Origin of the sequence: Paenibacillus sp. FSL H7-0690 (genome assembly GCF_037980415.1) — a bacterium.
Taxonomy (GTDB): domain Bacteria; phylum Bacillota; class Bacilli; order Paenibacillales; family Paenibacillaceae; genus Paenibacillus_AQ; species Paenibacillus_AQ odorifer.
The window spans coordinates 4,920,056-4,946,657 of record NZ_CP150281.1 but is presented as its reverse complement, the minus strand read 5'-3'; the positions used below and the strand labels follow the sequence as shown (position 1 = coordinate 4,946,657).

The following is a 26,602-nucleotide window of genomic DNA, read 5'->3' as shown; positions in this document are numbered from 1 at the left end:
CGCCTTCGGTGTCCTTGTAAGGACGATAAGCGAAAAAAAGGAGCCATAAACAGCTCCATGAAGTGACTCGAATGCCGGAAGGAGAGCCGCTATTTTGTCTAATATCAATGCAGGAATTGCTTTAGCCGCAGGGGTGGCATCGTTTATATCGCCATGCTGTTTACCGCTGTACCCCTCTTATTTATCGTACATTACCGGGTTATCCGTTCAACAATTAAAATCAGGCAGCAACTCTAAAGAGGTTCGTGTACGCACCCTAACTCATACATTGGCATTTATATTAGGTTTTTCTGCAGTTTTTTACACACTTGGTTTTGGGGCTGGGTTATTCGGGCAATTCTTTAATGGCCAGCGTGATCTGATCCGGCAATTGTCGGCGATTCTAATTATTGTAATGGGTTTGTTTTTGCTTGGGATTTTTCAGCCGCAGTTTTTACTTCGTGAACGTAAGCTTGATTTAAAATGGAAACCGGCGGGTTATGTGGGCTCCTTTATTTTCGGAATTGGTTTTTCTGCGGGTTGGTCACCCTGTATCGGGCCGATTTTGACGGCAATTATTGCTCTTTCGGCAAGCGACCCAGGCACTTGGTTTACATTGATTACCGCGTATAGCATCGGATTTGCTTTGCCATTTTTTCTTTTAGCCTTTTTCCTAGGCGGAGTGAAGCGTATCCTCAAGTATTCGAATCTGCTGATGAAGATTGGCGGCGTCCTTATGGTATTTATGGGTATTTTGCTGTTCACGGATCAAATGTTCAGGATCACAGTGTGGCTACAAGGAATAACGCCGGATTGGCTGATTTTTTAGGTGAAGTAATCAATACCTGCTTCCGGAAAATGCTCGAAAATCCGCTCTGTGATAAATTCTCGCAGGGCGGTTTGCTGTTCATCCGGATAGACATATTTGTTCTGTCCCCAGCGGCCCCATTTCTTTTTGCGTTTCTCCATGTCCATTTCTAGTTTAGATTTCGGGTAACGTTTCTCAATTACAGTCTTGGCTGTTTTGGTGAATCGGTGCTGAATCATTTCAAAGGTTAGACCTTTTCCGATTTCTGGCGGAAGGGTCTTGGCTAATTTGGCCAGTAGCTCCGCATAGCCTTCCTGCCAGCCGTCATACCAAATAATTGGGGCAATGATGAAGCCCAGTGGATAGCCGGCGCGGGCAACCTTTCCAGCCGCTTCAATTCGCTCTTCAAACCGCGAGGTAGCAGGCTCGAAATTTTTGATCACATAGTCAGCATTCACGCTAAAACGAATTCTGGTATGTCCGTTATGCTGCAAATCGAGTAGGGGTTCAACATGTTGGTATTTGGTCACAAAGCGCAGGCGGCCAAGGGGCTCCGCTGCCATGAATGTGATGAGTTCTGACAGAGACCCGGTAATATGCTCCAGTCCTAACGGATCTGAGGTACAGGCTGCTTCAAAAGTCGTGATTTCAGGGCTGCGCTCCTCGATATATTTTTTTGCGGCGTCAATGATGTCATCGGTGTTTACATATACACGAATGTAAGGCTTTGCCCCTAAAGTAGTCTGCAAATAACAATAATGGCAGTGGCCCATGCAGCCAGTTGCGATCGGAATTGCATAATCTGCGGAGGGTTTGGATTGGTCAAACTTTAAGGTTTTGCGCAGGCCGACTACAAGTGTTCTTTTGGCAATTTTATATTGCTCGACCTCTGTGTCACCCGGGAAATTCATTATACGGTTATGCGATGTAGTCATGCGATAGGGAATATTGTTAGCCTTCACCCATTCCATAATTCGTTCACCTTTCGGGTAATTTAAAGCATCCGGCTCGAAGAAAACAAGCTCGGGGACAAAAAGGGCTGTAGCTTTTCTGGTTCTCTTTACGGGAGGGGTCTCAGGTGTCACTATAGTCATGAATTCACGCTCCTTCTGAAAGATGAGTAAGTTTATTATGCCTAACTGAGTCTCATTAGAAGCATGGCAATCATGGGTAACTCCGCAGTATGTTCTCTTGAAGGACTTGCCAAGGGGCGTTAGAAACATGTATCATTGTTAGAGCAAGGTTTGGCTCGGCGCCAGGTTCATTATAGAAAAGAGGTAAATTTTAATGCCAACACCCAGCATGGAGGATTATTTGGAGCGCATATATAAGCTCATTGATGAGAAAGGTTATGCGCGGGTCTCGGATATTGCCGAGGGACTGGAAGTACACCCCTCCTCTGTGACCAAGATGATCCAAAAACTGGATAAGGACGAATATCTCATCTATGAGAAATATCGTGGGCTTGTCCTAACCAACAAAGGGAAAAAAGTAGGGAAACGTCTTGTTGATCGTCATCAACTATTGGAAGAATTCCTCGGTTTGATCGGAGTACAGCAGGAATTTATCTATAATGATGTTGAAGGGATCGAGCACCACCTGAGTTGGGATTCGATTACACGTATCGAAACGTTGGTGGAATATTTCCGCCGCGATGAAGAACGTCTGCAGACTTTATATGCTATTCACAATGAACTGGCAAGCGATTCTTGAAATGTTTTTTCCCGAAACGGATACCGTCCTTAAAGTTATGCCCAGCAAGGCTTTGGTGAGCATAAACTACTAGATGGTATAGCCGTTTCTATTTTGTTTAGTGCAACCTTTCCCAGTTTTTAGCGTCAAAACGGATAAGTCCTTTTTCTGGCTGAGACTGATACCGCTCTTTTGAAGGGTGGAATCGGTACATCAACTTGGAGGATTGATCCGTTTTTTCTTTTTTTATAGGATACATATTATTTAGATTTGGGGAGGAATTATGAATTATCGTAAATGGATGTTGGGATTGTTAGTATTAGTATTGTTTCTGCCTTTATGGTCTCCTGGGGCACGTGCGGCAGCTGTGCAGATTACCATTGAACTGGATGGCGAGGCGCTGGCAAGCGATGTGCCGCCGTATATCACAGCTTCGAATGTAACGATGGTGCCAATTAGCGTCATTAGTAAAGGGTTGAGTGCTGGAGTAGTTTGGAATCAAAGCAGTAAGACAGTTACAATCACGCAAGGAGATACAGAGATCAAGCTGACCAGTGGCCAGAAAAGTGCATTAGTTAATAATGCTTCTGTAGCCCTCGACACCTCAGTACAGATTAAGCAGGGACGGGTTATGGTGCCGCTTCGTTTTGTAAGTGAGCAATTGGGGTTACAGGTTATCTGGGATCAGGCAACCAAACATATTTCTTTGTACTCTAATACAGAGCCGCCGCAGGCTGCTGATCCGGAAACACCAGCAGTACCTACAGCGACTCCAGTCGTTACGCCAACGCCGGCCCCAGCCCCTACAGCGACTCCAAAACCGACCTCGCCAACAGTTCCAAGTATCCCTGGTGCGTCGGCTAACAAGGAGATGAAGGGAGCCTGGATCTCTACGGTATTTAATCTGGACTGGCCTTCAGTAGCTTCTGCAGGTAACGAAGCGAAACAAAAACAAGAATTTGATAATCTGCTGGACAAGCTAAAAGCTGTTGGTTTTAATGCTGTTTTTGTACAGGTTAGAACCTCAGCAGACAGTCTGTACCCTTCTGTTCTAGTTCCTTGGTCTAAGGTGCTGACCGGCACCCAAGGAAAAAATCCGGGTTATGACCCGTTGAGCTATATGGTCAGCGCTGCACATTCACGCGGTATGCAGTTCCATGCATGGTTCAACCCATTCCGCGCGACAACGGATGCTTCTACATCCGCATTAGCAAGTAATCATGTGGCTAAGTCAAATCCGGAATGGATTGTAGACGCAGGAGGTAAAAAATACATCAATCCAGGGATCCCAGCAGCCCGCCAGCACATTATCGATACAGTGTTGGAGGTCGTCAAAGGCTATGATGTAGATGGTGTCCATTTGGATGATTATTTCTATCCTTCAGGTGTATCTTTTGCCGATGATACTGCTTATAAGACTTATAACACGAAGAACCTGTCCTCTAAGGCGGATTGGCGCCGCGATAATATTAATGAATTCGTTCGTCAATTGGGAGAACAGATTCATAAGGTGAAACCGAAGGTTTCTTATGGAATTAGTCCGTTTGGTGTATGGCGTAATATCAAAAAAGACAGCACAGGTTCGGATACCACAGCTGGAGTTACCGCTTATGACGATATGTACGCCGATGTTCGGACATGGATCAAGCAAGGCTGGATTGACTATGTCGCACCGCAAATTTATTGGAGTCTGTCCTTTAGTACTGCCCGTTACGATAAGCTAGTAGATTGGTGGGTTAAAGAGGTAGAGAATACGAATGTTAAGCTCTATATTGGACAAGCTGCTTATAAGGTTGGAGCAAGTGACCAGAAAGCAGAATGGCAAAGTGGCGACCAAATCATCAACCAGCTTAAGTATAATGAGAAATATAAAGAGGTTGCAGGCAGTATTATGTTCAGAGCAAATGACATTGTTGTCCGCAATCCGTTTGGATTATCAAATTTGCTGACCTTTTATTTTCAGTCCAAATAAGATAACTGTTCTAGATAAGGAGTCATGAATGCTCCCCCGTGCTCATAGATAAGCAATAGAATCTATGGGAAACGGGGGGTTTTTGTGTATGGAGATTAACGCTGTGTTTGAAGGAGGGGGAGTAAAAGGGATTTCTCTCGCTGGAGCAGTTGAAGCCACGGAAAGGGCGGGGCGAACCTTTAAAAAGGTCGCTGGCACCTCCTCAGGCGCAATTGTAGCGACTTTACTGGCTGCGGGTTATGAAGGTGAGGAAATGAGTCGGATGATCCAAGGAACTTCTTTTTCATCGTTTATGAAGCGAGCTCCCATCTATAATACGGCTTGGGTAGGTCCTGCACTGCGAGTGTTATTGAAGAAGGGATTGTATTCGGGTGAAGCCTTGGAATCGTGGATGAGATCGCTTTTGCTAAAAAAGGGAATTATCACTTTTCGTGATCTGCCTCCAGGCAAACTATCTATAATTGCTTCCGACATTACCAATGGCCGGATATTGGTCTTACCAGATGGGTTAGAACAGTATGGAATCTCTCCTGAACATTTTGAGGTGGCTAAGGCTGTGCGCATGAGCTGCAGTATTCCTTATTTTTTTGATCCAGTGATGCTCAGGTTAAATGGACAATCTGCTAGAGGGAAGTCTTTTATTGAGCAATTTGTATACGTTGTGGATGGAGGGTTATTAAGCAATTTTCCTTTATGGCTATTTGACGGGATGAATGAGAATAGTAAAGTGCCGGGGAGAAGAATCCCTACGGTAGGGTATCAAACAGTAGGTAAAACCGACCCGCAGCCCCACAGGATTAGGGGGCCGTTCAGTATGCTGCAAGCTATGGTAAGCACCATGCTGTCTGCTCATGATGAGAAATATATTGAAGATGATAAATATGTCCGCACGGTAACCATCCCAACGCTTGGTATAGGCACGACCCAATTTAATATTACGAAGATGCAAAGCGACGAATTGTATGCCGCCGGACTGAAGGCAGGGGAAGACTTCTTTAAGGAGTGGCGCCCCAGATAAAAAGCAAGCTTTATAATATCAGAAAAAAAGCATCCCACACGTTATTTTGAAACGTGGAGATGCTTTTTGGTGTTTGTTTTTATTTAGTTAATGGTACTTCGGAAGCTGATCATCGTTTTTCCCTTTATTTCCTTCGATGACTTGGAAGGGATAACTTTTACGTTTGCCCGGTGCTGCTTGTGTCTTGCGAATCCCAGCAACCTTGGTCATGGTTTTCTGCGAAGGTTTGACTTTGATTCTAGATCCATTACTGCTGCGAGCGTATTTCCCTGGTCCCATTTTGTAAGCATAATAGATAATCACTAACAGTACTAAGGGGAGAATCAGCTTCGACAGCGTATAGAAAGGCTCAGTCAAGACTCCAATCACAAAACCGAATATTGCAAGAATTACTGAAATCCAAAAAATTAAAGCATGCCTGATCATAGGACACTCATCCTTTCGCAGGATCCAATATGCCGCCTGACACACTTGCCTCCGTATATCCTCTGGCTTCAATCTCTGCATCAAGCTCACGCATACGATTGAAAGAGGCGATGGATACTTCTACCTGATCATCCTTTGGTTCTTTGGTAGTGAGCAGCTGCAGCCATAGTCCAGGGTATCCCAAGTATTTGAGACCTGGAATTTCTCTTACTGCGTTGGTACCCTTCAGAACCTCAAACGAAACACCGATTACGACAGGCAGCAGAATAATCCGTTGGATCACACGTTCCCAAAGATTATCCCAGGGTACTACGGAGTAAATAATAACGCCGAGGATAATCGTCAGCATCATAAAACTGCTTCCGCAGCGGTAATGCAGACGGCTGTATTTCTGAACGTTCTGGACAGTCAGCTCTTCACCTGCTTCAAAGGCGCTGATGACTTTGTGTTCCGCACCGTGATACTGGAATAGCCGCTTGATCACAGGTGTTTGCGAAATCGCCCATAAATAGACCAGCAAGAGAACCATTTTAATGCCGCCTTCTATGAGGTTGTGCAGTACATAGTTATCAAATGCATTCTTGAATAAAAAATCTTCGACAAATACTGGTACAAGCGTAAAAATGAGCTTTCCGAATAAGAAGGAGAGAATACCCATAACAGCAACGCCAAAAATCATTCCGAGGCTCCAGCCTTCGTCCTTTTTCTTCGGCTTAGCTTTCTCTTTCGCCAGTTCTTCGGGTTCCAATTCATCTTCGGCATAGGATTCAGCCGAATAGTTCAAGTGCTTAGAGCCTTTGGCGCTGGCATCTATAATACTGACAAGGCCGCGAAGCAGCGGAATCTTGCGCAGTTTAGTGACCCAGCTCTTATCGCTTCTTGGCACCTCCAAAAATGTAATCTCCTGATTCTTTCGTCGCACGGCTGTTACATTAATATGCTTGCCGCCGAACATGACGCCTTCAATGACGGCTTGGCCGCCATAGCTGGGAGTTTCCTGGGACAACCAATTCACCTTCCCGTAATTAATATGATTTATATAATACATTGTAACTAATTTTTGAAGACATTACTAGTTGGATCGCCTTTTGCTGCACATACTACCTTATATGGACAAGGAGAGACAAATCGTTATTAAAAATACGGAAAGAGAGGCAATTCTATGAGCAAATCACATCAACAACAATCAGATCATACTAATATTTGGTTTTTTGCGCTCGAATTAGGTTTTTTCGCAGGTTTGATTTGGGGAGGGCTGCACTGGTTAATCTACTGGTTCAGCTTTACCAAGGTTAGTCCCGGTTATTTAGCAGAGCCGTTTTTTAAACATACTTTTCTGACAACAATGTATGGACATCTCGTGGGTTATTTGTTTTTCATCTTATTTTCAGTGATAGCCTCACTGCTATACGTGCTTATTCTGCGCAAGCTGAAGGGACCTTGGCCAGGATTGGTTTATGGTGTTTTGTGGTGGGTAGTTATATTTATTCCCGGCTCGCAAATGTTTCTTATGCAGCCGCCTTTTAAGCTGCCGTGGAACACTGTGATTAGTGAGTTCTGCCTTTTTTTACTTTGGGGGATGTTCATTGGATACACAGCGGCGATTGAGTATACCGACGAACGAAAGCGTGAGCAAGCGACTGCACTTGCCTAACGGCTCGAAAAAACTTCTCAAGGGGATATCCCTATGTTAAAATACAATGTGGCTATTTCGAGAGGAGAATGAAAATGGGTAACGAGCGCGTCTCCAAGCTGCGTAAGGTTTTGCAGGATAAAGGATTGGAAGCAATGTTGATAACCAGCGGTTATAACCGCCGCTATTTAAGTGGATTTACCGGATCGTCCGGTTATGTATTGGTGACAAGTGATGATTGTTATCTGCTAACTGACTTCAGGTACATGACACAGGCTGCGGATCAAGCGGTAGGAGTTAAGGTTGTAGAGCATGGTCCTAAATTTATTGATACAGTACGCGAGTTGCTGCCAACAGGCAGTGAGGTACGTGTTGGTTTCGAACAGGATGATGTCTCATTCAGCGCTTATACCTCATATGCGGAAGCCCTTAAGCCGGCAGTGTTAGTTCCAGTTTCCAAAGCCGTGGAAGACCTCCGTATGTTCAAGGATGCTGAAGAGCTTGCTGTTATGCAACGTGCAGCTGATCTGGCTGATGCTACATTCAATCATATTCTGAATGTGATCAAACCAGGCATGACTGAAAGAGACGTCGATTTGGAAATGGAATTCTATATGCGTACCCACGGGGCAACTGCGTCATCGTTTGATACGATTGTTGCTTCAGGTGAACGTTCGTCCATGCCGCATGGCGTAGCAAGCAGCCGTGTAATTCAAGGTAATGAATTTATTACGCTTGATTTCGGCGCATTACTCGATGGATACTGCTCAGATGTGACTCGTACCATTGCACTCGGAGCTCCAGATCCGAAGCTGAAAGAAATCTATGATATTGTGCTGGAAGCTCAGCTACATACGTTGGCACATATCAAACCGGGTATGACTGGACGGGAATGTGATGCACTGGCACGTGATATCATCGCTAGCTACGGATATGGTGATCAATTTGGACATAGCACGGGTCATGGACTTGGAATGGAAGTTCATGAATGGCCGCGTTTGTCCAAGCTGAGTGACGATATCATGCAGCCGGGAATGGTCGTTACTGTAGAACCAGGTATCTATTTGCCGGGGATTGGCGGAGTACGTATTGAAGACGATATTGTGATCACCGAGAGCGGAATATCGCTGCTGACCCATTCGTCCAAAGAATATACAGTACTGTAAGTAAGAAAAGTAGTAGTTTAATTATCGAATTCAGGAGGGATTTTTAGTGATTTCAGTAAACGATTTTAAGACAGGCTTGACCGTAGAGGTGGACGGTGATATTTTTACCGTTCTTGATTTCCAGCACGTTAAACCAGGTAAAGGTGCTGCGTTCGTTCGCTCTAAGCTGAAAAACCTGCGCAATGGTAACACTGTTGAGCGTACTTTCCGTGCTGGTGAAACTATTGGCCGTGCTATTATTGAGAACCGTGGCGTGCAATATTTGTATGCAAGCGGATCGGAGCATGCTTTCATGGACAACGAAACTTATGACCAATTCGAATTGTCCAGCAAGCAGCTTGAATGGGAATTGAACTTCCTTAAAGAGAACATGACTGTAAACATCATCAGTTACCAAGGTGAAATCCTTGGGATTAACCTGCCTACCAGCGTAGAGCTGAAGGTTGTTGAAACTGAGCCAGGTGTGAAGGGTAATACTGCTCAAGGCGCTACTAAATCGGCCAAGCTTGAAACAGGTCATTCTGTACAAGTTCCTCTGTTCATCAATGAAGGAGATGTGCTGCTTATTGATACTCGCGAAGGTAAATATATCTCCCGCGCGTAGGAAGCATCATACTTGCCGAACTTATAACCAATCAGCCTCCCCCGTTATTACGGTGGGGGGTTTTTGGTATATAAACGAGGATGCATGAGGAACAGTATGGGTGAGAATGTTATACTTACGAATTAAAGGATCAGAAGGAGGCGCATATGAGAAAATTAATTATATCTGAGTTCATATCCCTTGATGGTGTTATGGAAAATCCACAATGGACCTTCTCATTCGGAAGTGAAGAACAGGAGCATTTCAAGTTTGCTGAACTGAAAGCTGCTGACGCTCTAATGTTAGGACGGACAACCTACGAAGGTTTTGCAGAGGCTTGGCCAAATATGGTTGAGCAGACAGGTGAGTACGGTGAAATGATGAATGGATACGCTAAGTACGTAGTCTCCACAACTCTCGAAGAAACAACATGGAGCAATTCAAGCTTGATCAAGGGCGATCTTGCTCAGGAGGTGTCCAAGCTGAAGGAGCAGCCGGGGAGAGATATTCTCGTTTTTGGCAGTCGTACGCTTGCGCAGAGCCTGATGCAGCTTGGCCTTGTCGATGAATATCAGCTTCTGGTCTTCCCGATTCTGCTGGGTAGCGGTCAGCGCCTGTTCGATAACGTTGGTGAAGAGAAGACGTTGGAGCTAGTGGACTCCAAAAGATTCAGTTCTGGAGTGATGGCCCTGACTTATCGACCAGCTTCTCAATAAAAAACTGGAAGACGAGTGAAATGAGGTCAGCTAGTGTCTTGAAGCTGACCTTATCTTTTTGTTAGCTTCTGGAAAATCAATAATTTTTTAATGAAATCATTAACGCATTACGCTATTTTCGTATTATACTGGTTTAAAGCGGGAAACCGATTAGAAGCAACTACATAGACCGATATGGGGAGTGAGTGGGACTTTGTCACTTTATGTTATGAAATTCGGAGGCAGCTCCGTCGGCGACACAGAACGCATGCAACGTGTTGCCAAGCGCATCGCAGACAAGCAGGATGAGGGACATCGCTGCGTTGTAGTTGTATCTGCTATGGGGGATACAACAGATGATTTGATCGATACGGCGAAGCAATTAAACGGGCAGCCGCCTGCACGTGAAATGGATATGCTGATGACAACAGGAGAGCAGATTTCCGTTGCTCTTTTGTCCATAGCTCTTCATGGGATCGGGCGGAATGCAGTATCTTATACAGGATGGCAGGCCGGGTTCCGTACAGACGAAACCCACGGTAGAGCTCGTATCAATGATATTGATCCACACCGTGTAGTAGCGTCTTTGGAACGCGAACAGATCGTTATCGTTGCCGGTTTCCAAGGGATGACTTTGGATGGTGAGATCACTACCCTGGGCCGCGGAGGATCGGACACGACAGCTGTAGCCCTTGCGGCTGCTATTCAAGCAGATGTATGTGAGATTTATACCGACGTTGATGGTATCTATTCTACAGATCCACGCATTGTGAAAACAGCCCGCAAGCTGAACGAAATCTCATACGATGAGATGCTAGAGCTTGCCAATCTGGGAGCGGCGGTACTACATCCGCGTGCAGTGGAGTATGCTAAGCGTCATCAAGTTAAGCTGGTCGTTAGATCGAGCTTTAATCATAATGAAGGTACTGTTGTGAAGGAGGAAGCAAGCATGGAGCAAGGAGTCGTAGTTAGTGGGATTGCTTATGATAAGAATGTAGCACGTGTCAGTATTCTAGGAGTACCTGATGTACCGGGTGTACTCGCTCAAGTCTTCGGCAAGCTGGCTGAAGAAGGCGTAAACGTAGATATCATTGTACAAAGTGGTGTGCAGAATGAGCAGGCTGACTTCTCATTTACAGTTTCACTTGATGAACTGGACCGTGCGAAGGAAGTAATTAAAGAAATCCATAAAACTTTACCTTACCGTGAAGTAACGTCCGAGGATAACCTCGTTAAGGTTTCTATTGTTGGCGCGGGTATGGTTAGCCATCCTGGTGTTGCGGCTCAAATGTTTGATGTGCTCTCCCAAGAGGGCGTAAGCATTAAGATGGTCAGCACGTCTGAGATTAAGGTTTCTTGTGTAATCGAATCCGGTAATTTGCCATCGATCATTCAGGCGCTTCACACCGCTTATAATCTGGATACAACTGAGCAGGCCTTTGTTGGTGGTCCTAAGGATCGTCGTTAAGAGCCGTTCAATCAATAAAAAGGGAGATCCTACAGCTATTTAGCTACGGGGTCTCCTTTTTGGGCATCAGCAATAAATGAAAAGGAACGCTGCAGGTTTGAATGCAGCGTTCCTTTTTACATCTATATGGGTATTTATCCTAAACGTCTAAACCGGCCTAGAATTTCAACAGTCTCAAGTACATTGACGAAAGAGCTTGGATCCGTCTCAAGGATAGTCTTACGCAGCTCTGACAGCTCATAGCGGGTCGTTACGGTCATCAGCATTGTATTGCCCTCGTGACTGTAACCGCCCTCTGCGTTGACTACTGTGATGCCATGAGGCAGCTCTCTAAGACGATTCAGCATTTTATCCCGTTCCTTGGTAACAATGAAGCAGGTTAGCTTAACATGACGAATATGAATCATATCAACCACTCTGCTTTTCACAAAAATACAGAGCATAGCGTATAAGGCTGAGTCCCAGCTTTTAAAGAAGCCTAAACTCAGAATAACGATCCCATCCATTACGAAGAGTACATTCCCAATAGGAATATCCCGCTTACGTGTAATAATCGAGCCTAATATATCAAATCCTCCAGATGAACCCCCGGCACGGAGAGAAAATCCAACCCCGCCAGCAATAATTACGCCGCCAAAAATACTAGCCAAAATCGGGTCTTTGGTCACTTTCACCGCAGGAATAATTGTCATGAACCAGGTGGTAGCTAAAACGGAAAGCATGCTTAGTAAGATGTACTTTTTCCCCACTGCAATAAATCCCCAGATCAGAACAGGAAGGTTTATCGCAAAATAAATGATTGAGATGTACTTCGGATTAGTTACATACCCGATGACTGAAGCTACCCCTGCTACCCCGCCGCTTAGCAGTTGATGAGGAATTAGAAATAATCTCATCCCTGCGGCGACTAAAAAAGCTGAAAAAATAATGATTGCCGCTTCTCTTACTGGTCTGACTACGGACCGCATGCTGAGCGGTAGCCCGTAATTTCGTACGTGCATGACACAAATCCCCTCTTTTTCTTATGTCTTTTTAGTTTGCCTTTTTTTGAAAATATAAACTCACTATATTTCCAATTAAAAAGGATACCACAGATGAAGGCGTTCGTAAAAATTATTTTATCGTACTGATTATATTTATTTATGAACCCACTCACTATGAATTCTTTCACAGTCTGATCTGCAAATCTGTCATTTCTCATTGTCTAAAGTGAAAAAGCCACGCATATCCATGAATAATAGAAAGCTAAACAAGCCTCAGATCTCTTTTGGTATGAATGAATTAGTAAAAGGAGTGGAGTAGATTGGACAAGTATGTAAGCTGGATGGCGACTCTGCGGTTGTTCTCGGGCAGTGCAGAGATTATAGCTGCGCTGATAATGCTCAGATTAAATCAGGTCGATAAGGCGCTGGCTGTCAATTCTGGACTGGCTTTGGTAGGCCCGACCATATTGATATTGACGACAGCTATTGGTCTGACTGGGATGGCACAGCAGCTGTCATGGAGCAAATTAGGCTGGGTGGGCTGCGGTGTAGCCTTTCTCTTAATCGGGATTTTGAAAAAATGATAGATGATAGGCATATTGGGCGCGTACAAGCATAAATATGGAATAAAGCAATTAAGTAGAGGACAGCTTGGGGGTACTTTGTATGGCAGATGATTGGCTGCAATTGTTTCCTGAAAAAGTAAGAGCGCTGTTAAAGTGCCTTCCCCTTCCGCTGCTAGGAATGGTGGAGGAGATTCGTGTCCGTGAAGGTCGTCCGCTGGAAATTAACTACTCTGGTAAATATCACTTTCTAAGAGTGAATGGCAGTTTGACGCAGAGGCCTGAAGAAGCTTACAAGCCGGATCGGGAAGACACTCATCGACTGCTAGACCTGATCAGCAACCATTCGCTATATACGATGGAAGAAGAGCTGAGAAAAGGATTTATTACGATTCCCGGCGGTCATCGGATAGGACTTGCTGGTCGGACAGTACTGAGTGGCGGAGGTGTAGAGCATCTTCGTGATATCACTGGCTTTAATGTCCGTATTGCTCGAGAAGTACCTGGAATCGCAGATGGAGTGCTGCCTTATTTACTGGACAAGGGGCGGCAGCGAATGATGCACACCTTGATTCTCTCCCCTCCACAACATGGCAAGACTACCCTGCTCCGCGATCTTGCAAGACAAATCTCCTTAGGGGAATTGGGCAAGCGCGAAGGGATTAGACCGGGGCTGAAGGTGGGAATTGTTGACGAACGGTCTGAAATTGCTGGCAGCCGGCGTGGTGTTCCCGCTTTTGACGTGGGTCCGCGGACTGATGTTCTTGATGGCTGTCCCAAGGCAGAAGGCATGATGATGATGATCCGGTCGCTATCGCCAGATGTATTAATCGCGGATGAGATTGGGCGTCCTGAAGATGCCGAAGCAGTTACCGAGGCCCTGCATGCCGGAATATCTGTCATTGCTTCCGCTCACGGAAAAGATGTAACAGAGTTGGCTCGTAGGCCGGGTCTTGGAGGACTGCTGGAACAAAAGATGTTCGAGAGATATGTCATACTCCATCGTTCAGAAGCAGGCCTCACGTTTCGTATTCTGGATGGCCAGAAAAGAGGAATGCTGCTTATCTCTCCCGGGGATCGACTAGGTGGTGATTTGCATGCTTAAGCTGTTCGGTGCTGTGCTCATTGTGGTGGCTGGTACGCTTGCAGGTCTCCAGTTTGCTCGTCAATATGCAGACAGGCCCAGACATATCAGAGGTTTAATAGCAGCACTACAGCGGTTGGAAACAGAGATCATGTACGGCTTCACCCCACTGCCGGAAGCCATGCGGCGGATTGGGAATCAGTCGAAGGACCCGCTGAAATCGTTGTTTGTCAAAACAGCGGAGGAGATGAGCCCTCCCTATGACAGAAGCGCCCAGGATGCCATCCAGCGGGCGATGGAAGCATATTGGAAGTCTACCGCTATGAAGGGGACAGAAAGAGAGATTCTTCGCCAGCTCAGCTGTACTCTCGGCACAAGCGATAGGTCGAATCAGAGCACTCATATCGCGTTAGCATTGCAGCAATTGAAGCAGGAGGAGTCGGTGGCCAGAGAGGATCAAGGCAAATATGAAAAGTTAAGTAAAAGCCTGGGTCTGCTGCTTGGAGTACTGATCGTCATTTTGATCTTTTAGCGAGGTGCCAGGAATGAATATTGAAGTCAATGCGATTTTTCAAATTGCCGGCATTGGCATAATTATCGCCATGATACACACGGTGCTCAAACAGATGGGAAAAGAGGATTTCGCACATTGGGTCACCGTGATCGGGTTCGTAGTCGTGCTGTTCATGGTGATTCGTATGCTGGACGGGTTGCTGCAGGAAATAAAAACGATCTTTCTTTTTCAATAGGCGTGCCATGGAGATTATTCAAGTTGTTGGGGTTGGGCTGATATCGACCATATTGATTCTCGTACTGAAGGAACAAAAACCGATGTTCGCCTTCCTTCTTGCTACTACAACAGGAATTCTAATTTTTATGTTTCTCATCGGCAAGATCGGAATGATCCTCTCTACACTGGAGCGGGTGGCTGAGTCATCGGGGATGGAAATGATTTATTTGAAGACTGTTTTCAAAATCATCGGCATTTCCTATATCGCGGAGTTCGGTGCACAGATTGTACGAGATGCCGGTCAGGAATCGATTGCTTCCAAAATAGAACTCGCCGGCAAAGTGCTAATTATGGTACTAGCCGTACCCATCATCAGCATCATTATCGAAACCGTCATGAAACTACTGCCTGCTTAAAGCAATCGTAAAGAGAGCTGAGCAACGAATCGGAAGGAGAAATTATGCAAGAGCGCAGTGTTTTCCGTCCTCCAAAACTAAAAATAATACTGCTGCTGCTTCCATTCTTTTTCATTCTATGGTTTGCAGGTACAGCTCAGAGTGTGCAAGCTTCCTCAACACCAGAATCCGGCAGTTCCTCCCCGGTAGACCAGTGGGTCAAGAGCCAGGTGAATAATTTGCCAAAAGATAAAGTCGAGTCGTACTGGGATCAGCTGATGAAGGATTATGGTGGTTTTTTCCCGGACGGGGCCACACCCACGCTAATGGACATGCTGCTTCCAGGAGATAAGGGGCTCAGCTTGAAGGGTGTGTTATCTGGGCTTCTAGGCTTTATGTGGCATGAGGTGCTGTACAACGGAAAGCTGCTCGTGACGATTGTGATGATCAGTGTGCTCAGCATGATTCTGGAGACGCTGCAAACCGCTTTTGAGCGAAAAACGGTCAGTAAGGTCGCTTATACGCTCTGTTATATGGTGGTGCTGGTAATTGCCGTGAACAGCTTCAATATCGCTATTGGTTATGCAAAGGATGCTATCGATCGGATGATCGATTTCATGATGGCGATGATTCCACTGCTGTTCGCGCTGCTGGCTTCGATGGGGAATATCGTTACGGTCTCTGTCACCCATCCGTTAATTGTTTTTATGATTCATACGGTTGGCACCATGATCCACACCCTTGTTTTTCCGCTTCTTTTCTTCTCGGCAGTGCTGCATCTGGTCAGCGCATTGTCAGAGAAATATAAACTAACCCAGCTGGCTAACCTGCTGCGAAACATCGGTGCTGGACTGTTAGGTGTACTGCTAACTGTGTTCCTAGGTGTAATTTCCGTGCGAGGGATAACAAGCTCAGTAACGGATGGGGTCACCATTAGGGCCGCTAAATATATTACAGGGAATTTTGTTCCGGTCATCGGCAAAATGTTCGCGGATGCCACAGACACAGTAATCTCAGCTTCACTGCTGGTGAAGAATGCGATCGGGTTATCGGGTGTCATTATCATATTGTTCCTGTGTGCTTTTCCGGCAATCAAAATCCTGGTGCTTGCCCTTATCTACAACATAGCCGCCGCTGTGATGCAGCCGCTGGGAGAGACACCGATTGTAGTCTGTCTCCAGACGATTGGAAAAAGCATGGTGTACGTATTCGCTGCTTTGGCTGCTGTTTCCTTAATGTTTTTTATGGCGGTTACGATCATGCTGACTGCGGGCAATTTGACCGTAATGATGAGGTGAAGCAACAAAACCTTTAGGAGGGAAACCATGAGCTGGTTAGGCGGTTGGCTGCGGGAGATCATCCTGGTTGTGCTGTTGGCGTCATTTGTTGAATTGCTGCTCCCAAGCAAATCCATGGAGCGTTATGCAAGATTGGTGCTAAGTCTCCTAATCCTGCTCACGATGCTCAGCCCTATCGTCTCTCTCCTGAAAGGTGATGCAATCTCCGAACTGAGTGTCGCTATGGGACAGCAAGAGAAAGAGGGCGGTTTGTTCACTGGCGGAGGGAAGGGAGACCCATCCTTGGAACAGATTCTGGCAGATGGGCAAAAGCTTGCACAAGGCCGTCAGGAACAGAGTCTGCAGCTCGCTGCCGAAGAGGTGGCGGGTCAGATGAAAGAGCAGATTATCAGTGAGACCGGCAAACGCGGGGTTAATGTCACCGTAACGCTGGGCATGGGGAAGTCTGGCGGCACTGGTAACGAAGACGTTCCTGTCATTTCCAATGTAAGGGTCTCTATGCCTCAGACAACGGCTAACTCCCCGGGTACTTCCGGAGCTTCCAGCACAGCGACTACAGCACCCATTACAATCTCTCCTGTAGCATCTGTAGAAGTTAAAATTGGCGCTAATCCGGCAGATAACGTAGGGAGTGAAGCAACATCATCAGCTGAACCTAATAAAGCAGTGAACGGAACTGTAGCTGAAGACAGCGCGTCCTCGAGTGAAATGGAGTCCATTGTAAAGCTGCTGGAACTGAAGTGGGATTTGGATCCCAAAGTCATTCAGGTGGATGGCAGCGTGGCTAGTAACGTCAAATCATGAGCTTGATGTTTCTAAGAAACTATAATTTTTAGGAGGGATGGGAGTGAGCAATTGGCTGAAAAAGCTTGAGCAGTGGGCTGGGGGTGGGGCCGGCAGTCCGAAGAGAAGCCATACCTTTCGCTGGCTGATCATTCTGGGTCTGCTGGGCGCAGCGATCATGCTATTCAATTCCTTCGTCAATGTGAAGAGGATTGATAACGAGAATACAGGGCGTGAGCCGCCGGTGAATCAGTCCTCTCAAACGGCGCTGGTGCAGAGTGATCCAACCACAACGACCAATTCGTTCGACAGCATCGAACTAGCGATGGAGAACCGGATGAAGGAAATTTTGGAGAAAATCGTTGGCGTCGGTACAGTCGATATCATGGTTACAGTGGAGTCTACAGAAGAAATTGTCGTGGTGCGTAATATGAATGACTCCCAACAGCTTAGTGAAGAGACGGATGCCAGTGGGGGGAAACGTCATACGACACAATATACGAGGGATGGCGAAATCGTAACCTACTCGCAATCAGGGGACGAGACACCCATCGTGACGAAGCGGATCAAACCTCAGGTACGCGGCGTACTGGTAGTTGCCAAAGGGGCAGAGAACAAGGTTGTTCGTGGACTTGTCGAGCAGGCTATAGAAAAAGGCTTGAACGTCCCAATCCAGCGCATTTCAGTAGTACCACGCAAACAAGAGTAGCAGGAGAAAGTCAATAAGTGAGTGCTTCCGAAGCAGCCACTAGATTAAATTTTAGGAGGAATTAGGAATGAACGGCAAAAGACAAACGATATGGTTGGTTTCTATGCTCAGCTTGATGGTGGTCCTCTCTGCATATTATTTATTCACTGAAGACTCAGGTGCTTCGATTCCAAAAGACACGGCTGGCACAATGCAGGTTGATTCCCTGAAAGACACAGCAGGTGCAGCGTTGCCAACGGTTGGCGACAAAGGTGTTGTTGTGAACGAAGTTGTTAGTCAAGGCGATGTTGTTGCCGATGAAGGCGTTGTAGATAGCACTACTGGCGCCGCTACTACGGACGACAGCGCTACTGCCGCCAAAACGGATGACAGTGCTGCTACCGCTAAAACGGATGATAGCACTACTACTGCTAAAACGGACGAAAGTACAACTACAGCTGCTAAGGACGATAGCAGTAAAGCTGCCGCAAATAGCAGTGACTCAGAGAAGGCAACAACCGACACTGCTGCTAAAGATGCCGCGAAAACAGATACATCTGCTAAAGATACAGCCGCAAATACAACAACCAAGACTCCAGCTAAAAATGACAAAGAAATTCTCGATGAAGTAGCTTCTCAAAGTGTATCGGCGAGCAGCATGTTCACTAACTACCTTTATGAACGTGAGCAAAAGAATCTTAAGAACCAACAAGACTTGCTTGCTTTGATTAATGACATGGACAAAACACCTGCTGATAACGCAGTCGCTCAAGAACAACTTCTTAATCTTGAAGAAAAAGAATCCAAAATTACCGGTATCGAAGAACAGCTTCAACAAAAATATGGCGAAGCGATTGTAAAGGAAGAAGCTGGAGACAGCTATAAAGTAGTCGTTCTCAGCGACAAACTGGATGTAAAGCAAGCGGTCAGCATCGTGGATCTCGTAATGAAGGAACTGAGTGTATCTCAAGATAAAATTAGTGTACAATACGTTTCTGAGCAATAATAAGCTGTATAATTAAAAGAAAAATGACGAAAGAGCTCGGGTTGCCCCGGGCTCTTTCCATTTTTACCGATTGTGATATAATACATAAAGTTATCTTGTCCGCTTAAGAAGTGGCTTCGAGAGAAAGCTGAAGGAGTGAACTGATATATGTTCAAGTTGAGCGAAATTAAGGAATTGATTAAATTGCTGGACCAGACCTCCTCTGTACATGAGTTGGAGATCGAAAGCGAAGGAATGAAGCTTGCAATTCGCAAACCGGATCGCCCTGAAGCTGATGGAACAGCAGTACAGGCGACTCCTTATGCTGCCTATCCCTTTACGCCTGCCCCGCAGCCGCAGAGCGTACCGCAAGTATCCTATCCGGTAGTAGGTGAAGTTCCTCCAGCGCAGCAGCCACAAGCAGCTGCAGAAGGCAAACTACATAAAATTGTGTCTCCAATGGTGGGGACCTTTTATAGTGCCGCTTCTCCGGAAACGCCTTCGTTTGTTAATGTTGGAGACCGTGTAAGTGAAAAATCAACGGTTTGCATTATTGAGGCGATGAAACTGATGAATGAGCTGGAAGCGGAGATCAAAGGTGAAATCGTGTCTGTGCTTGCTGAGAACGGTCAGCTTGTAGAATACGGTCAACCACTATTCTTGGTTAAACCGGAATAAATACCGCAGACTACTTAAGGAGCGGAAGCTTCGCAAAACTTTGGGAGGAAACGCATGAACATTCAAAAAGTGTTGATTGCCAACCGCGGCGAAATCGCGGTCCGCATTATTAGGGCCTGCCGTGAACTGGGCATTTCCACCGTCGCGGTCTATTCGGAACCCGACCGGGATTCACTGCATGTCCGGTTGGCTGATGAAGCTTACTGCATCGGTCCGATGCCGGCCAAGGACAGCTATCTGAACTTTACAAATATTATGAGTGTAGCCACCTTAACGGAATGTGATGCCATCCATCCTGGCTATGGATTTTTAGCTGAAAATGCGGATTTTGCAGAGATTTGTGAATCTTGCAATATTATCTTCATAGGACCTTCTCCAGATGCCATAAACCGTATGGGTGACAAGGCTGTGGCGAAGGAAACCATGAAACTGGCTGGAGTTCCGATTATCCCGGGCTCAGATGGTCTTGTAGGCGATGTAGAGGAAGCTGTCATGCTGGGCCGCGATATTGGGTACCCAATCATCGTTAAGGCGACTGCAGGTGGCGGAGGTAAGGGAATACGGATTGCTGAGGACGAGGAATCTTTAGTGAAGCAGATTACTGCTGCACAACAGGAAGCACAAAAGGCGTTTGGTAACGCTGGTGTATATCTGGAGAAATTCCTAACAGGCATGAAGCATGTGGAGATTCAGATTATTGCAGATAAACATGGCAATGTAGTGCATTTAGGTGAACGGGACTGCTCCGTGCAGCGTCGTCGCCAAAAGCTGATTGAAGAGGCACCTTGTTCAGTGCTCACACCGGAAATTCGGGAAGCAATGGGTAATGCAGCAGTTCGAGCAGCACTTGCCGTGAATTATTCGGGAGCCGGAACACTTGAATTCCTGCTTGGACCGGACGGACAGTTCTACTTCATGGAGATGAATACCCGTATTCAGGTTGAACATCCAGTAACAGAAATGGTTACAGGTGTGGATTTGATTAAGGAAATGATCTCTGTAGCAGAAGGCAATCCGCTGTCATTCACTCAGGAAGATATCGTGATTAATGGCTGGTCCATTGAATGCCGTATAAATGCTGAAGATCCTGAGCGTAATTTCATGCCTTCACCAGGAAAAATCGGCTTTTATTTGCCACCAGGAGGCCTTGGCGTTCGTGTGGATAGTGCGGCGTACCCAGGATATACGATTTCCCCTTTCTATGATTCTATGATTGCAAAACTGATTGTATGGGCTCCTACACGTCAGGAAGCGATTGCGAAGATGAAGCGCGCCTTGGCTGAATTCGCCGTGGAAGGCATTCATACCACCATCCCTTTCCATCAGAAACTGTTGGAGCATCCTGTATTTTTGGATGGTAACTTTGACATTAAGTTTCTTGAAGAGTATGAAATTTAGGACGACTTCGGTTTGTTTGTCATAAAGTTCGTCAAATGATATAGTATGTTTAATAAGAGACGTGCTTTACGCTTGAAATCATGAACAATCTTTCTTGAAAGGTGTGAAGTCTAAAATGAGTACATTGCCGACAGAATACGAACGGACGGAAATCGGTGAAATCCAGATTGCTCCTGAAGTAATCGAGGTTATTGCAGGTCTGGCGACCGTTGAGGTTAAAGGTGTAGCAGGTATGAGCGGCGGATTCGCCGGTGGTATTGTTGAACTTCTTGGACGTAAGAATCTGTCCAAAGGAGTTAAAGTAGAGGTTGGACAACGTGAAGCTGCGGTGGATGTTTCTGTAATTATTGAATATGGCAATCGCCTTCCTGAAGTGGCTGCTGAAATTCAACGTAATGTTAAGCGCTCCATCGAGACTATGACTGGTCTGACTGTTGTGGAAGTGAATGTGCATATTCATGATGTGCAATTCAAGAACAACAACACTGTAGACAAGAACGAAGAAACAGAAACGATTCTTCGTGTGAAATAGCAGTCATCGTTCTTCCATAAACCCCCGACAGCAAAGTCGAGGGTTTACTCTAATTTAAGGAGGTTATGAGACTCGTGGCAAAAATTTTGGACAGACTTTTGCTGTTTGTCTACAGCTTAAGTATCGGAATACTATCTGTTATTGCCATCCTCCTCTTAAGCGGTGCGATTCCTAGAACTTTGGAGATTGAGAATGGACCAGCAGCTTATATTACAGCAATAATAGTAGCAGTTGTCTTGTTCCTTCTGAGCATCCGATTTTTCTACATCTCTCTGCGCCGTGATCGCGCTTCATTGCCTTCGGTCGATCAGCGTACAGAGTATGGGGATATCCAGATTTCAATGGAAACTATTGAGAATCTGAGTCTTAAGGCTGCCGGTAAAGTGAAGGGAATCAGAGATCTCAAGTCACGTATTCGTGTCTCGCAGGCTGGCCTTGAAATTACAATTCGTGCAGTAGTGGACGGTGAGCATTCATTACCGCTGCTTACCACAGAAGTACAACGTCAGGTGCATGATTTCGTGCAGGAGACAACCGGCATTCCGGTTGCTGATGTGTCTGTATATATTGCTAACCTCACGCAGTCTCCAAGCTTCAAAAGTCGAGTGGAATAGAGGTGAGTTTCCCTTATGTCTTGGAAAGAAGTATGGGAAAGTCACGGGGGTAGAATCGCCGGAGTGACTTTCGGCATTGGTCTGGGTTTGATTTATTTAATTTGCGGTTTTTGGGATATGCTGTTCTTTGCACTGGTAGTGTTCATCGGATATACGCTCGGCAAAAGAAAGGATACCGCGCAAGCGCCCCTGTTTCAATGGCAGGAGTTGGTTTCGCGATTATCCGGACGCTGGCGTCCCTTTAAGTGAACCGCGATAGTCTTTTTCCCGGAGCAGGAAACCGTAAGTTTGTGTTGTCCGTTGCCCCCGGAAGAAAGGCTTTGCGGTTTTTTTGCGACAAGGGATAGGTATATTTGCGAGCTTCCTCTGAAGGTATCTTCGCTTTGTGCAATAATCCTCACAGGAATAGGGAAAGAATGAATAAGTGTGAAGCGATATTTGGGTCGTAGACGTTGTTGCAGTACAAGTGAATATTTTAATGCGATATAAGATTTTAGGAGGAACACATGAAAAGACGTATAGCTAGAGAGATTATTGTCCAAAGCCTGTATCAGATGGAAATGAACGATGTGGAAAGCGCGGAAGCTGTAGAAATGCTGCTCGAGGAAGCCTCAGAAGAGAATGAAACCGAACGTGTAATCACGGACGAGATTCAGCTTAAACACTATGTGGTAGAGCATGTGAATGGGGTATGGGAGCACAAGGTAGCGATCGACGATATACTTGAACATTACCTGAAGGGCTGGCAAATGAGCCGTCTGTCACGTGTGGATCGTCAGATTCTACGTTTAGCAGCGTATGAAATGGTGTTCGCCAATGATGTGCCTGCGAAGGTTGCGGTGAATGAAGCGATCGATTTGGCCAAGCATTTTGGAACGGATGATTCCGGGAAGTTTGTTAACGGAGTACTCGGCAAGATGATCCAAGAGATAGATACTATTAAAGCTGACCATTCTTAATTTATAAACCATAGTAAAGTATATAAAAGGGGAGAGACTAACATGACAGCAGCAATCATCAGTGGTAAACAAGTATCCGAGGAAATTCGTATTAGCATTGCCCAAGAGGTTGCTGAACTGGCGAAACGCGGCGTAAAGCCCGGTTTGGCTGTTATTCTAGTAGGTGAAGACCCGGGATCTCAGGTTTATGTTCGCAATAAGGAGAAATCTTGTATCAGCTTAGGATTCCATTCGGAAGTGCATAAATTGGATGAATCCACTTCTCAAGAAGAACTTCTGGCACTGGTAGCAGAGCTAAACGGACGCGATGATATCGACGGAATTCTGGTTCAACTCCCATTGCCTAAGCATATCGAGGAGAAGGCTGTTATTGATGCAATCTCCGTGGAAAAGGATGTAGACGGCTTTCACCCTGTCAATGTAGGCAACCTGGTCATCGGTGCCGACAGTCTTCTTCCATGTACTCCTGCAGGAGTAATCGAACTGATCAAACGTACAGGAACAGGTATGGCAGGTAAACATGCCGTTGTAATTGGTCGTAGCAATATTGTAGGAAAGCCAGTTTCCCTCTTGTTGCAACGCGAAAATGCTACCGTAACTATGTGCCATTCCCGTACAGCTAATATGCAAGAGATTAGCCGTCAAGCGGATATTTTGGTTGTAGCGATCGGACGAGCTAATTTCATTGATGCTTCCTATGTGAAGCCGGGTGCTGTTGTCATTGATGTGGGCATGAACCGTCTGGATAACGGTAAACTCGCAGGTGACGTTGATTATGAAAGTGCAAAAGAAGTTGCCGGATACATCACGCCTGTTCCAGGCGGGGTTGGTCCGATGACTATTACAATGCTGATGAGCAACACGCTGATTGCGGCTAAACGCCGTCACGGCCTGGAATAGGGGTAAGATTCATGGCGGCAGAGCGGCAGGTTTATTCGATCAAAGAACTCAACCGTTATATCCGCATGAAGCTAGACTCGGATAATTTACTTTCGGATGTGTGGATTCGCGGAGAGATTTCCAACTTTACACATCATGGCAGCGGGCATATGTATTTCACACTTAAGGACGAGAGCAGCCGCATTAAAGCGATTATGTTCGCTTCTCATAACCAGCGGCTGCCCTTTATTCCGAAAGAAGGCGCTCGGGTAATTGCCAGAGGTAATGTGACCGTCTATGAACGGGATGGGCAATATCAGTTCTACGCCACACATATGCAGCCTGATGGGATTGGCAGTTTATATCTGGCCTATGAGCAGCTGAAGAGCAAGCTTGAAAAAGAAGGCCTTTTTGCAGAAGCTCGTAAGCGTTCGTTGCCGCGGTTCCCGAAGTGTATTGGTGTGATTACTTCCCCAACAGGAGCAGCTGTACGAGATATTGTAATTACGCTTCAGCGGCGGTTTCCGCAGGTAGCTATTGTAATCTATCCCGTACTGGTGCAAGGCAAAGGCGCTGCGCCTTCGATAGTGAAGGCGATTGGTGCGCTGAACGCCATGGGTGAAGCCGACGTGCTTATCGTCGGCCGCGGCGGCGGTTCGCTGGAGGAGCTGTGGGCGTTCAACGAGGAGGAAGTCGCGCGAGCGATATCGGCATCAAGGATTCCGGTCATCTCGGCCGTCGGCCACGAGACCGATTTCACGATTGCCGATTTCGCCGCCGACCTCCGCGCGGCTACGCCCACAGCGGCCGCTGAGCTGGCCGTGCCTCATGCCGGCGAGCTAGCTGCGCAGCTTCTCCAGCTGCAGCAGCGGCTGCGCCAGGCGCTGCAACAACGCGCCCAGCGTGGACGCGAGCGCCACTCGGTGCTGCAGCGCTCGCTGGCGCTGGCAGGGCCGCGCCGCACGCTGATTCAGCACACGCAGCGGCTGGACATGCTGCGTGAGCGGCTCCAGCGCTCGGCGGATGCACGGCTCAGCCGTTCCCGCGAGCGCAAGGCGGTGCTGCATCACAGTCTGCAGCGGTTCCATCCGCGCGACAGTGTTGCCGCAGCACGTCAGCTCACAGACAGTCTGCGCCGTGAGTTAATGGGCGCTATGCAGGCTCGTTTGCAGGAGAAGCGATCTCGCTATGTGGCGGAGATCCGCCATTTGGATGCGCTTAGCCCGCTTAAAGTAATGTCACGAGGCTACAGCTTAGTGTATGACGAGGCGGAAGAACATTTAATCAAATCGCTGACTGAAGTACAGCTTGGCGATCTTGTGGTGATAAAGATGAATGACGGACAGCTGAACTGCCAAGTATGGGGGATGAAGGAGGATGGCAAAGACGATGACGAAGGAAGCGGAACTTGATTTTGAAGGCGCTATGGACCGACTGGAGGAAATCGTTCGTGAGCTTGAACACGGCGACGTTCCTCTGGAGAAGGCCATCGATTTATTTCAGCAGGGCATGAAGCTGTCGCAGCTTTGCGGCAGCAAGCTGGAACAAGTAGAGCGTAAGATCGAAATGATTACCCAAGAGGACGGAGAACTGCGCAAAAAGCCGTTTGGTGCACGTCTGGAAGGGGACGCCGATGAATCGCTTTGAGAATGATCTGGAGGGAAGCTCCGCAAGTGAAAGCATGCGGCAGCCGCTGGAGGATTACATCGCATCGATAAGTGATTTGCTCTCACATGAGCTTGAGACTATTCTTCCCGCAGCGTGGACGGTTCCAGAAAATTTACAGCAAGCGATGAAGTATTCGCTAATGGCAGGGGGCAAACGCCTCCGGCCGTTACTTGTGATCGCTGCTTGTGAATCACTGGGAGGCAGCCGTGAAGCAGCCTTGCCTGTTGCAGCTGCGATTGAGATGGTACATACCTACTCGTTGATTCATGATGATCTGCCTGCCATGGATAATGATGATTATCGGCGCGGCAAGCTGACGAATCATAAAGTCTTTGGTGAAGCATCGGCTATTCTTGCGGGTGATGCGCTTTTGACCCATGCTTTTTATAGTGTGGTACAAGCCTCCCGTAAATTTGGCATTCCTGCTGATAATGTTTTATCCATAGTGGAGGATCTGGCGGAAATGGCAGGTCCACGCGGCATGGTCGGCGGTCAGATTGCAGATATGGAAGGCGAGCAAGGACTAACAGATCTTGCGCAGTTGAAGTATATTCATCTGCATAAAACCGGAGATTTAATTATCTTTTCGCTGTTAGCCGGCGGACGTATCGCAGGGGCAACAGAGAAGCAGCTTGAAGCTCTGCGTGATTTTGGTACAAGCATCGGACTAGCTTTTCAAATCCAGGATGATATTCTTGATTTGGTTGGTGATGAAGGCAAGCTTGGCAAAAAAACAGGCAGCGATATCAAGCAGCAGAAGGTAACCTACCCTTATTTTATTGGGTTGGAGGAATCTCGTGCTGAGGTGAAGCAGCTTACAGAAGCAGCCCGAAATGCTGTGCTGAATGGCGGTTTTTACGACAACCAGCGCCTGCTGGAAATTGCAGATTATTTAATGGCACGTGATCACTAAGTATGAACTTTC

General features: G+C 46.6%; 32 protein-coding genes. 28 read left to right on the top strand and 4 right to left on the bottom strand.

All coding sequences use genetic code 11. The features are described 5' to 3' along the window. Positions 1 to 94 precede the first annotated feature (94 nt). Entirely contained in the window at positions 95 to 808 is a 714-nt protein-coding gene (locus MHI32_RS21910; protein ID WP_076129637.1) for a cytochrome c biogenesis protein CcdA, read from the top strand. Here MHI32_RS21910 and splB read toward each other — a convergent pair. Next, positions 805 to 1,881 carry a spore photoproduct lyase gene (gene splB / locus MHI32_RS21905; RefSeq protein WP_076184169.1) on the bottom strand — a complete coding sequence of 359 codons (1,077 nt, stop codon included), beginning with the start codon at positions 1,879 to 1,881 and terminating at the stop codon, positions 805 to 807. The genes MHI32_RS21910 and splB overlap by 4 nt on opposite strands. Positions 1,882 to 2,074: 193 nt before the next feature. On the opposite strand from splB, the gene mntR reads away from it, so the two are divergent. The 3 genes from mntR to MHI32_RS21890 all read left to right on the top strand — a co-directional run bounded on the left by mntR (position 2,075) and on the right by MHI32_RS21890 (position 5,469). After that, entirely contained in the window at positions 2,075 to 2,500 is a 426-nt protein-coding gene (gene mntR / locus MHI32_RS21900) for a transcriptional regulator MntR (RefSeq protein ID WP_036682880.1), read from the top strand. A gap of 262 nt (positions 2,501 to 2,762) precedes the next feature. After that, on the top strand, positions 2,763 to 4,451 hold the full coding sequence (locus MHI32_RS21895; protein WP_076220441.1) for a family 10 glycosylhydrolase: 1,689 nt from the start codon (positions 2,763 to 2,765) through the stop codon (positions 4,449 to 4,451). 88 nt (positions 4,452 to 4,539) lie between these two features. Continuing rightward, positions 4,540 to 5,469 carry a patatin-like phospholipase family protein gene (locus MHI32_RS21890; protein ID WP_076193098.1) on the top strand — a complete coding sequence of 310 codons (930 nt, stop codon included), beginning with the start codon at positions 4,540 to 4,542 and terminating at the stop codon, positions 5,467 to 5,469. An 87-nt stretch (positions 5,470 to 5,556) separates the two neighbouring features. Here the strand turns inward: MHI32_RS21890 and MHI32_RS21885 are convergent, their stop codons facing one another. Both MHI32_RS21885 and MHI32_RS21880 read right to left on the bottom strand, forming a co-directional pair. After that, entirely contained in the window at positions 5,557 to 5,895 is a 339-nt protein-coding gene (locus MHI32_RS21885) for a hypothetical protein (protein ID WP_076193100.1), read from the bottom strand. 7 nt (positions 5,896 to 5,902) lie between these two features. Beyond that, positions 5,903 to 6,901, bottom strand: a complete 999-nt coding sequence (locus MHI32_RS21880) for a DUF1385 domain-containing protein (RefSeq protein WP_036682868.1) — start codon at positions 6,899 to 6,901, stop codon at positions 5,903 to 5,905. A 156-nt stretch (positions 6,902 to 7,057) separates the two neighbouring features. Here MHI32_RS21880 and MHI32_RS21875 point away from each other — a divergent pair, with 156 nt between their 5' ends. From MHI32_RS21875 to MHI32_RS21855, 5 genes are all read left to right on the top strand, one after another. Beyond that, the gene (locus MHI32_RS21875) at positions 7,058 to 7,549 is read left to right on the top strand and encodes a YqhR family membrane protein (protein ID WP_036682865.1); all 492 of its coding nucleotides are present in this window, start codon (positions 7,058 to 7,060) and stop codon (positions 7,547 to 7,549) included. A 74-nt stretch (positions 7,550 to 7,623) separates the two neighbouring features. Beyond that, positions 7,624 to 8,694, top strand: a complete 1,071-nt coding sequence (locus MHI32_RS21870) for a Xaa-Pro peptidase family protein (protein ID WP_036682862.1) — start codon at positions 7,624 to 7,626, stop codon at positions 8,692 to 8,694. A 46-nt stretch (positions 8,695 to 8,740) separates the two neighbouring features. Beyond that, positions 8,741 to 9,298: an elongation factor P gene (efp, locus tag MHI32_RS21865; RefSeq protein ID WP_038572538.1), complete on the top strand. Its 558-nt coding sequence runs from the start codon at positions 8,741 to 8,743 to the stop codon at positions 9,296 to 9,298. Between the two features lie 146 nt (positions 9,299 to 9,444). Beyond that, on the top strand, positions 9,445 to 9,993 hold the full coding sequence (locus MHI32_RS21860) for a dihydrofolate reductase family protein (RefSeq protein WP_076193103.1): 549 nt from the start codon (positions 9,445 to 9,447) through the stop codon (positions 9,991 to 9,993). Positions 9,994 to 10,186: 193 nt separating this feature from the next. Next, entirely contained in the window at positions 10,187 to 11,440 is a 1,254-nt protein-coding gene (locus MHI32_RS21855; RefSeq protein ID WP_036682855.1) for an aspartate kinase, read from the top strand. Positions 11,441 to 11,574: 134 nt separating this feature from the next. Here MHI32_RS21855 and MHI32_RS21850 read toward each other — a convergent pair whose 3' ends face one another. Further along, positions 11,575 to 12,441: a YitT family protein gene (locus MHI32_RS21850; protein ID WP_081382367.1), complete on the bottom strand. Its 867-nt coding sequence runs from the start codon at positions 12,439 to 12,441 to the stop codon at positions 11,575 to 11,577. Positions 12,442 to 12,764: 323 nt separating this feature from the next. Between MHI32_RS21850 and MHI32_RS21845 the strand changes: the two genes are divergently transcribed. From MHI32_RS21845 to MHI32_RS21755, 19 genes are all read left to right on the top strand, one after another. Further along, positions 12,765 to 13,007 carry a YqhV family protein gene (locus MHI32_RS21845; RefSeq protein ID WP_036683194.1) on the top strand — a complete coding sequence of 81 codons (243 nt, stop codon included), beginning with the start codon at positions 12,765 to 12,767 and terminating at the stop codon, positions 13,005 to 13,007. 82 nt (positions 13,008 to 13,089) lie between these two features. Beyond that, positions 13,090 to 14,091: a stage III sporulation protein AA gene (spoIIIAA, locus tag MHI32_RS21840; RefSeq protein ID WP_076129644.1), complete on the top strand. Its 1,002-nt coding sequence runs from the start codon at positions 13,090 to 13,092 to the stop codon at positions 14,089 to 14,091. Further along, positions 14,084 to 14,602 carry a stage III sporulation protein SpoIIIAB gene (spoIIIAB, locus tag MHI32_RS21835; RefSeq protein WP_076104383.1) on the top strand — a complete coding sequence of 173 codons (519 nt, stop codon included), beginning with the start codon at positions 14,084 to 14,086 and terminating at the stop codon, positions 14,600 to 14,602. The genes spoIIIAA and spoIIIAB overlap by 8 nt, the downstream gene beginning before the upstream one ends. Before the next feature lie 13 nt (positions 14,603 to 14,615). Next, positions 14,616 to 14,819, top strand: a complete 204-nt coding sequence (spoIIIAC, locus tag MHI32_RS21830; protein WP_036682849.1) for a stage III sporulation protein AC — start codon at positions 14,616 to 14,618, stop codon at positions 14,817 to 14,819. Between the two features lie 7 nt (positions 14,820 to 14,826). After that, positions 14,827 to 15,216 (top strand): stage III sporulation protein AD, encoded by a 390-nt coding sequence (spoIIIAD, locus tag MHI32_RS21825; protein WP_340010838.1) that lies wholly within the window; start codon positions 14,827 to 14,829, stop codon positions 15,214 to 15,216. A gap of 44 nt (positions 15,217 to 15,260) precedes the next feature. Next, entirely contained in the window at positions 15,261 to 16,493 is a 1,233-nt protein-coding gene (spoIIIAE, locus tag MHI32_RS21820) for a stage III sporulation protein AE (RefSeq protein ID WP_036682845.1), read from the top strand. Positions 16,494 to 16,520: 27 nt separating this feature from the next. Further along, complete coding sequence (gene spoIIIAF / locus MHI32_RS21815; RefSeq protein ID WP_076129645.1) at positions 16,521 to 17,297, top strand: stage III sporulation protein AF; 777 nt, start codon at positions 16,521 to 16,523, stop codon at positions 17,295 to 17,297. A 43-nt stretch (positions 17,298 to 17,340) separates the two neighbouring features. Then, a complete protein-coding gene (spoIIIAG, locus tag MHI32_RS21810) occupies positions 17,341 to 17,985 on the top strand; it encodes a stage III sporulation protein AG (RefSeq protein WP_175617305.1) in 645 nt (214 codons plus the stop codon). 67 nt (positions 17,986 to 18,052) lie between these two features. Beyond that, on the top strand, positions 18,053 to 18,970 hold the full coding sequence (locus MHI32_RS21805) for a SpoIIIAH-like family protein (RefSeq protein ID WP_076278399.1): 918 nt from the start codon (positions 18,053 to 18,055) through the stop codon (positions 18,968 to 18,970). A gap of 147 nt (positions 18,971 to 19,117) precedes the next feature. After that, complete coding sequence (accB, locus tag MHI32_RS21800) at positions 19,118 to 19,627, top strand: acetyl-CoA carboxylase biotin carboxyl carrier protein (RefSeq protein ID WP_076098642.1); 510 nt, start codon at positions 19,118 to 19,120, stop codon at positions 19,625 to 19,627. A 54-nt stretch (positions 19,628 to 19,681) separates the two neighbouring features. Then, entirely contained in the window at positions 19,682 to 21,025 is a 1,344-nt protein-coding gene (accC, locus tag MHI32_RS21795) for an acetyl-CoA carboxylase biotin carboxylase subunit (RefSeq protein ID WP_036682831.1), read from the top strand. Positions 21,026 to 21,140: 115 nt separating this feature from the next. Beyond that, on the top strand, positions 21,141 to 21,557 hold the full coding sequence (locus tag MHI32_RS21790; protein ID WP_076129649.1) for an Asp23/Gls24 family envelope stress response protein: 417 nt from the start codon (positions 21,141 to 21,143) through the stop codon (positions 21,555 to 21,557). Between the two features lie 74 nt (positions 21,558 to 21,631). Beyond that, entirely contained in the window at positions 21,632 to 22,171 is a 540-nt protein-coding gene (gene amaP, locus MHI32_RS21785; protein ID WP_036682827.1) for an alkaline shock response membrane anchor protein AmaP, read from the top strand. Between the two features lie 15 nt (positions 22,172 to 22,186). Next, on the top strand, positions 22,187 to 22,420 hold the full coding sequence (locus tag MHI32_RS21780) for a DUF2273 domain-containing protein (protein ID WP_036682825.1): 234 nt from the start codon (positions 22,187 to 22,189) through the stop codon (positions 22,418 to 22,420). A gap of 257 nt (positions 22,421 to 22,677) precedes the next feature. Beyond that, positions 22,678 to 23,130 (top strand): transcription antitermination factor NusB, encoded by a 453-nt coding sequence (gene nusB, locus MHI32_RS21775; RefSeq protein ID WP_036682824.1) that lies wholly within the window; start codon positions 22,678 to 22,680, stop codon positions 23,128 to 23,130. Positions 23,131 to 23,172: 42 nt separating this feature from the next. After that, the gene (gene folD / locus MHI32_RS21770; protein WP_036682821.1) at positions 23,173 to 24,030 is read left to right on the top strand and encodes a bifunctional methylenetetrahydrofolate dehydrogenase/methenyltetrahydrofolate cyclohydrolase FolD; all 858 of its coding nucleotides are present in this window, start codon (positions 23,173 to 23,175) and stop codon (positions 24,028 to 24,030) included. An 11-nt stretch (positions 24,031 to 24,041) separates the two neighbouring features. Beyond that, positions 24,042 to 25,421, top strand: coding sequence for an exodeoxyribonuclease VII large subunit (gene xseA / locus MHI32_RS21765; RefSeq protein ID WP_340010835.1), 1,380 nt, complete (start codon positions 24,042 to 24,044; stop codon positions 25,419 to 25,421). Continuing rightward, on the top strand, positions 25,399 to 25,656 hold the full coding sequence (gene xseB, locus MHI32_RS21760) for an exodeoxyribonuclease VII small subunit (RefSeq protein WP_036682818.1): 258 nt from the start codon (positions 25,399 to 25,401) through the stop codon (positions 25,654 to 25,656). Before xseA ends, xseB begins: the two co-directional genes overlap by 23 nt. Further along, the gene (locus tag MHI32_RS21755) at positions 25,643 to 26,590 is read left to right on the top strand and encodes a polyprenyl synthetase family protein (RefSeq protein WP_076129651.1); all 948 of its coding nucleotides are present in this window, start codon (positions 25,643 to 25,645) and stop codon (positions 26,588 to 26,590) included. Before xseB ends, MHI32_RS21755 begins: the two co-directional genes overlap by 14 nt. The last annotated feature ends 12 nt before the right edge of the window (positions 26,591 to 26,602 follow it).

Coding starts and splice junctions, on each gene's coding strand:
- splB (WP_076184169.1), bottom strand. CDS start 1,881: ATGACTATAGTGACACCTGAGACCCCTCCCGTAAAGAGAACCAGAAAA.
- mntR (WP_036682880.1), top strand. CDS start 2,075: ATGCCAACACCCAGCATGGAGGATTATTTGGAGCGCATATATAAGCTC.
- MHI32_RS21895 (WP_076220441.1), top strand. CDS start 2,763: ATGAATTATCGTAAATGGATGTTGGGATTGTTAGTATTAGTATTGTTT.
- MHI32_RS21890 (WP_076193098.1), top strand. CDS start 4,540: ATGGAGATTAACGCTGTGTTTGAAGGAGGGGGAGTAAAAGGGATTTCT.
- MHI32_RS21885 (WP_076193100.1), bottom strand. CDS start 5,895: ATGATCAGGCATGCTTTAATTTTTTGGATTTCAGTAATTCTTGCAATA.
- MHI32_RS21875 (WP_036682865.1), top strand. CDS start 7,058: ATGAGCAAATCACATCAACAACAATCAGATCATACTAATATTTGGTTT.
- MHI32_RS21870 (WP_036682862.1), top strand. CDS start 7,624: ATGGGTAACGAGCGCGTCTCCAAGCTGCGTAAGGTTTTGCAGGATAAA.
- MHI32_RS21860 (WP_076193103.1), top strand. CDS start 9,445: ATGAGAAAATTAATTATATCTGAGTTCATATCCCTTGATGGTGTTATG.
- MHI32_RS21850 (WP_081382367.1), bottom strand. CDS start 12,441: ATGCACGTACGAAATTACGGGCTACCGCTCAGCATGCGGTCCGTAGTC.
- MHI32_RS21845 (WP_036683194.1), top strand. CDS start 12,765: ATGGCGACTCTGCGGTTGTTCTCGGGCAGTGCAGAGATTATAGCTGCG.
- spoIIIAA (WP_076129644.1), top strand. CDS start 13,090: ATGGCAGATGATTGGCTGCAATTGTTTCCTGAAAAAGTAAGAGCGCTG.
- spoIIIAB (WP_076104383.1), top strand. CDS start 14,084: ATGCTTAAGCTGTTCGGTGCTGTGCTCATTGTGGTGGCTGGTACGCTT.
- spoIIIAC (WP_036682849.1), top strand. CDS start 14,616: ATGAATATTGAAGTCAATGCGATTTTTCAAATTGCCGGCATTGGCATA.
- spoIIIAD (WP_340010838.1), top strand. CDS start 14,827: ATGGAGATTATTCAAGTTGTTGGGGTTGGGCTGATATCGACCATATTG.
- spoIIIAE (WP_036682845.1), top strand. CDS start 15,261: ATGCAAGAGCGCAGTGTTTTCCGTCCTCCAAAACTAAAAATAATACTG.
- spoIIIAF (WP_076129645.1), top strand. CDS start 16,521: ATGAGCTGGTTAGGCGGTTGGCTGCGGGAGATCATCCTGGTTGTGCTG.
- MHI32_RS21805 (WP_076278399.1), top strand. CDS start 18,053: ATGAACGGCAAAAGACAAACGATATGGTTGGTTTCTATGCTCAGCTTG.
- accB (WP_076098642.1), top strand. CDS start 19,118: ATGTTCAAGTTGAGCGAAATTAAGGAATTGATTAAATTGCTGGACCAG.
- accC (WP_036682831.1), top strand. CDS start 19,682: ATGAACATTCAAAAAGTGTTGATTGCCAACCGCGGCGAAATCGCGGTC.
- MHI32_RS21790 (WP_076129649.1), top strand. CDS start 21,141: ATGAGTACATTGCCGACAGAATACGAACGGACGGAAATCGGTGAAATC.
- MHI32_RS21780 (WP_036682825.1), top strand. CDS start 22,187: ATGTCTTGGAAAGAAGTATGGGAAAGTCACGGGGGTAGAATCGCCGGA.
- nusB (WP_036682824.1), top strand. CDS start 22,678: ATGAAAAGACGTATAGCTAGAGAGATTATTGTCCAAAGCCTGTATCAG.
- folD (WP_036682821.1), top strand. CDS start 23,173: ATGACAGCAGCAATCATCAGTGGTAAACAAGTATCCGAGGAAATTCGT.
- xseA (WP_340010835.1), top strand. CDS start 24,042: ATGGCGGCAGAGCGGCAGGTTTATTCGATCAAAGAACTCAACCGTTAT.
- xseB (WP_036682818.1), top strand. CDS start 25,399: ATGACGAAGGAAGCGGAACTTGATTTTGAAGGCGCTATGGACCGACTG.
- MHI32_RS21755 (WP_076129651.1), top strand. CDS start 25,643: ATGAATCGCTTTGAGAATGATCTGGAGGGAAGCTCCGCAAGTGAAAGC.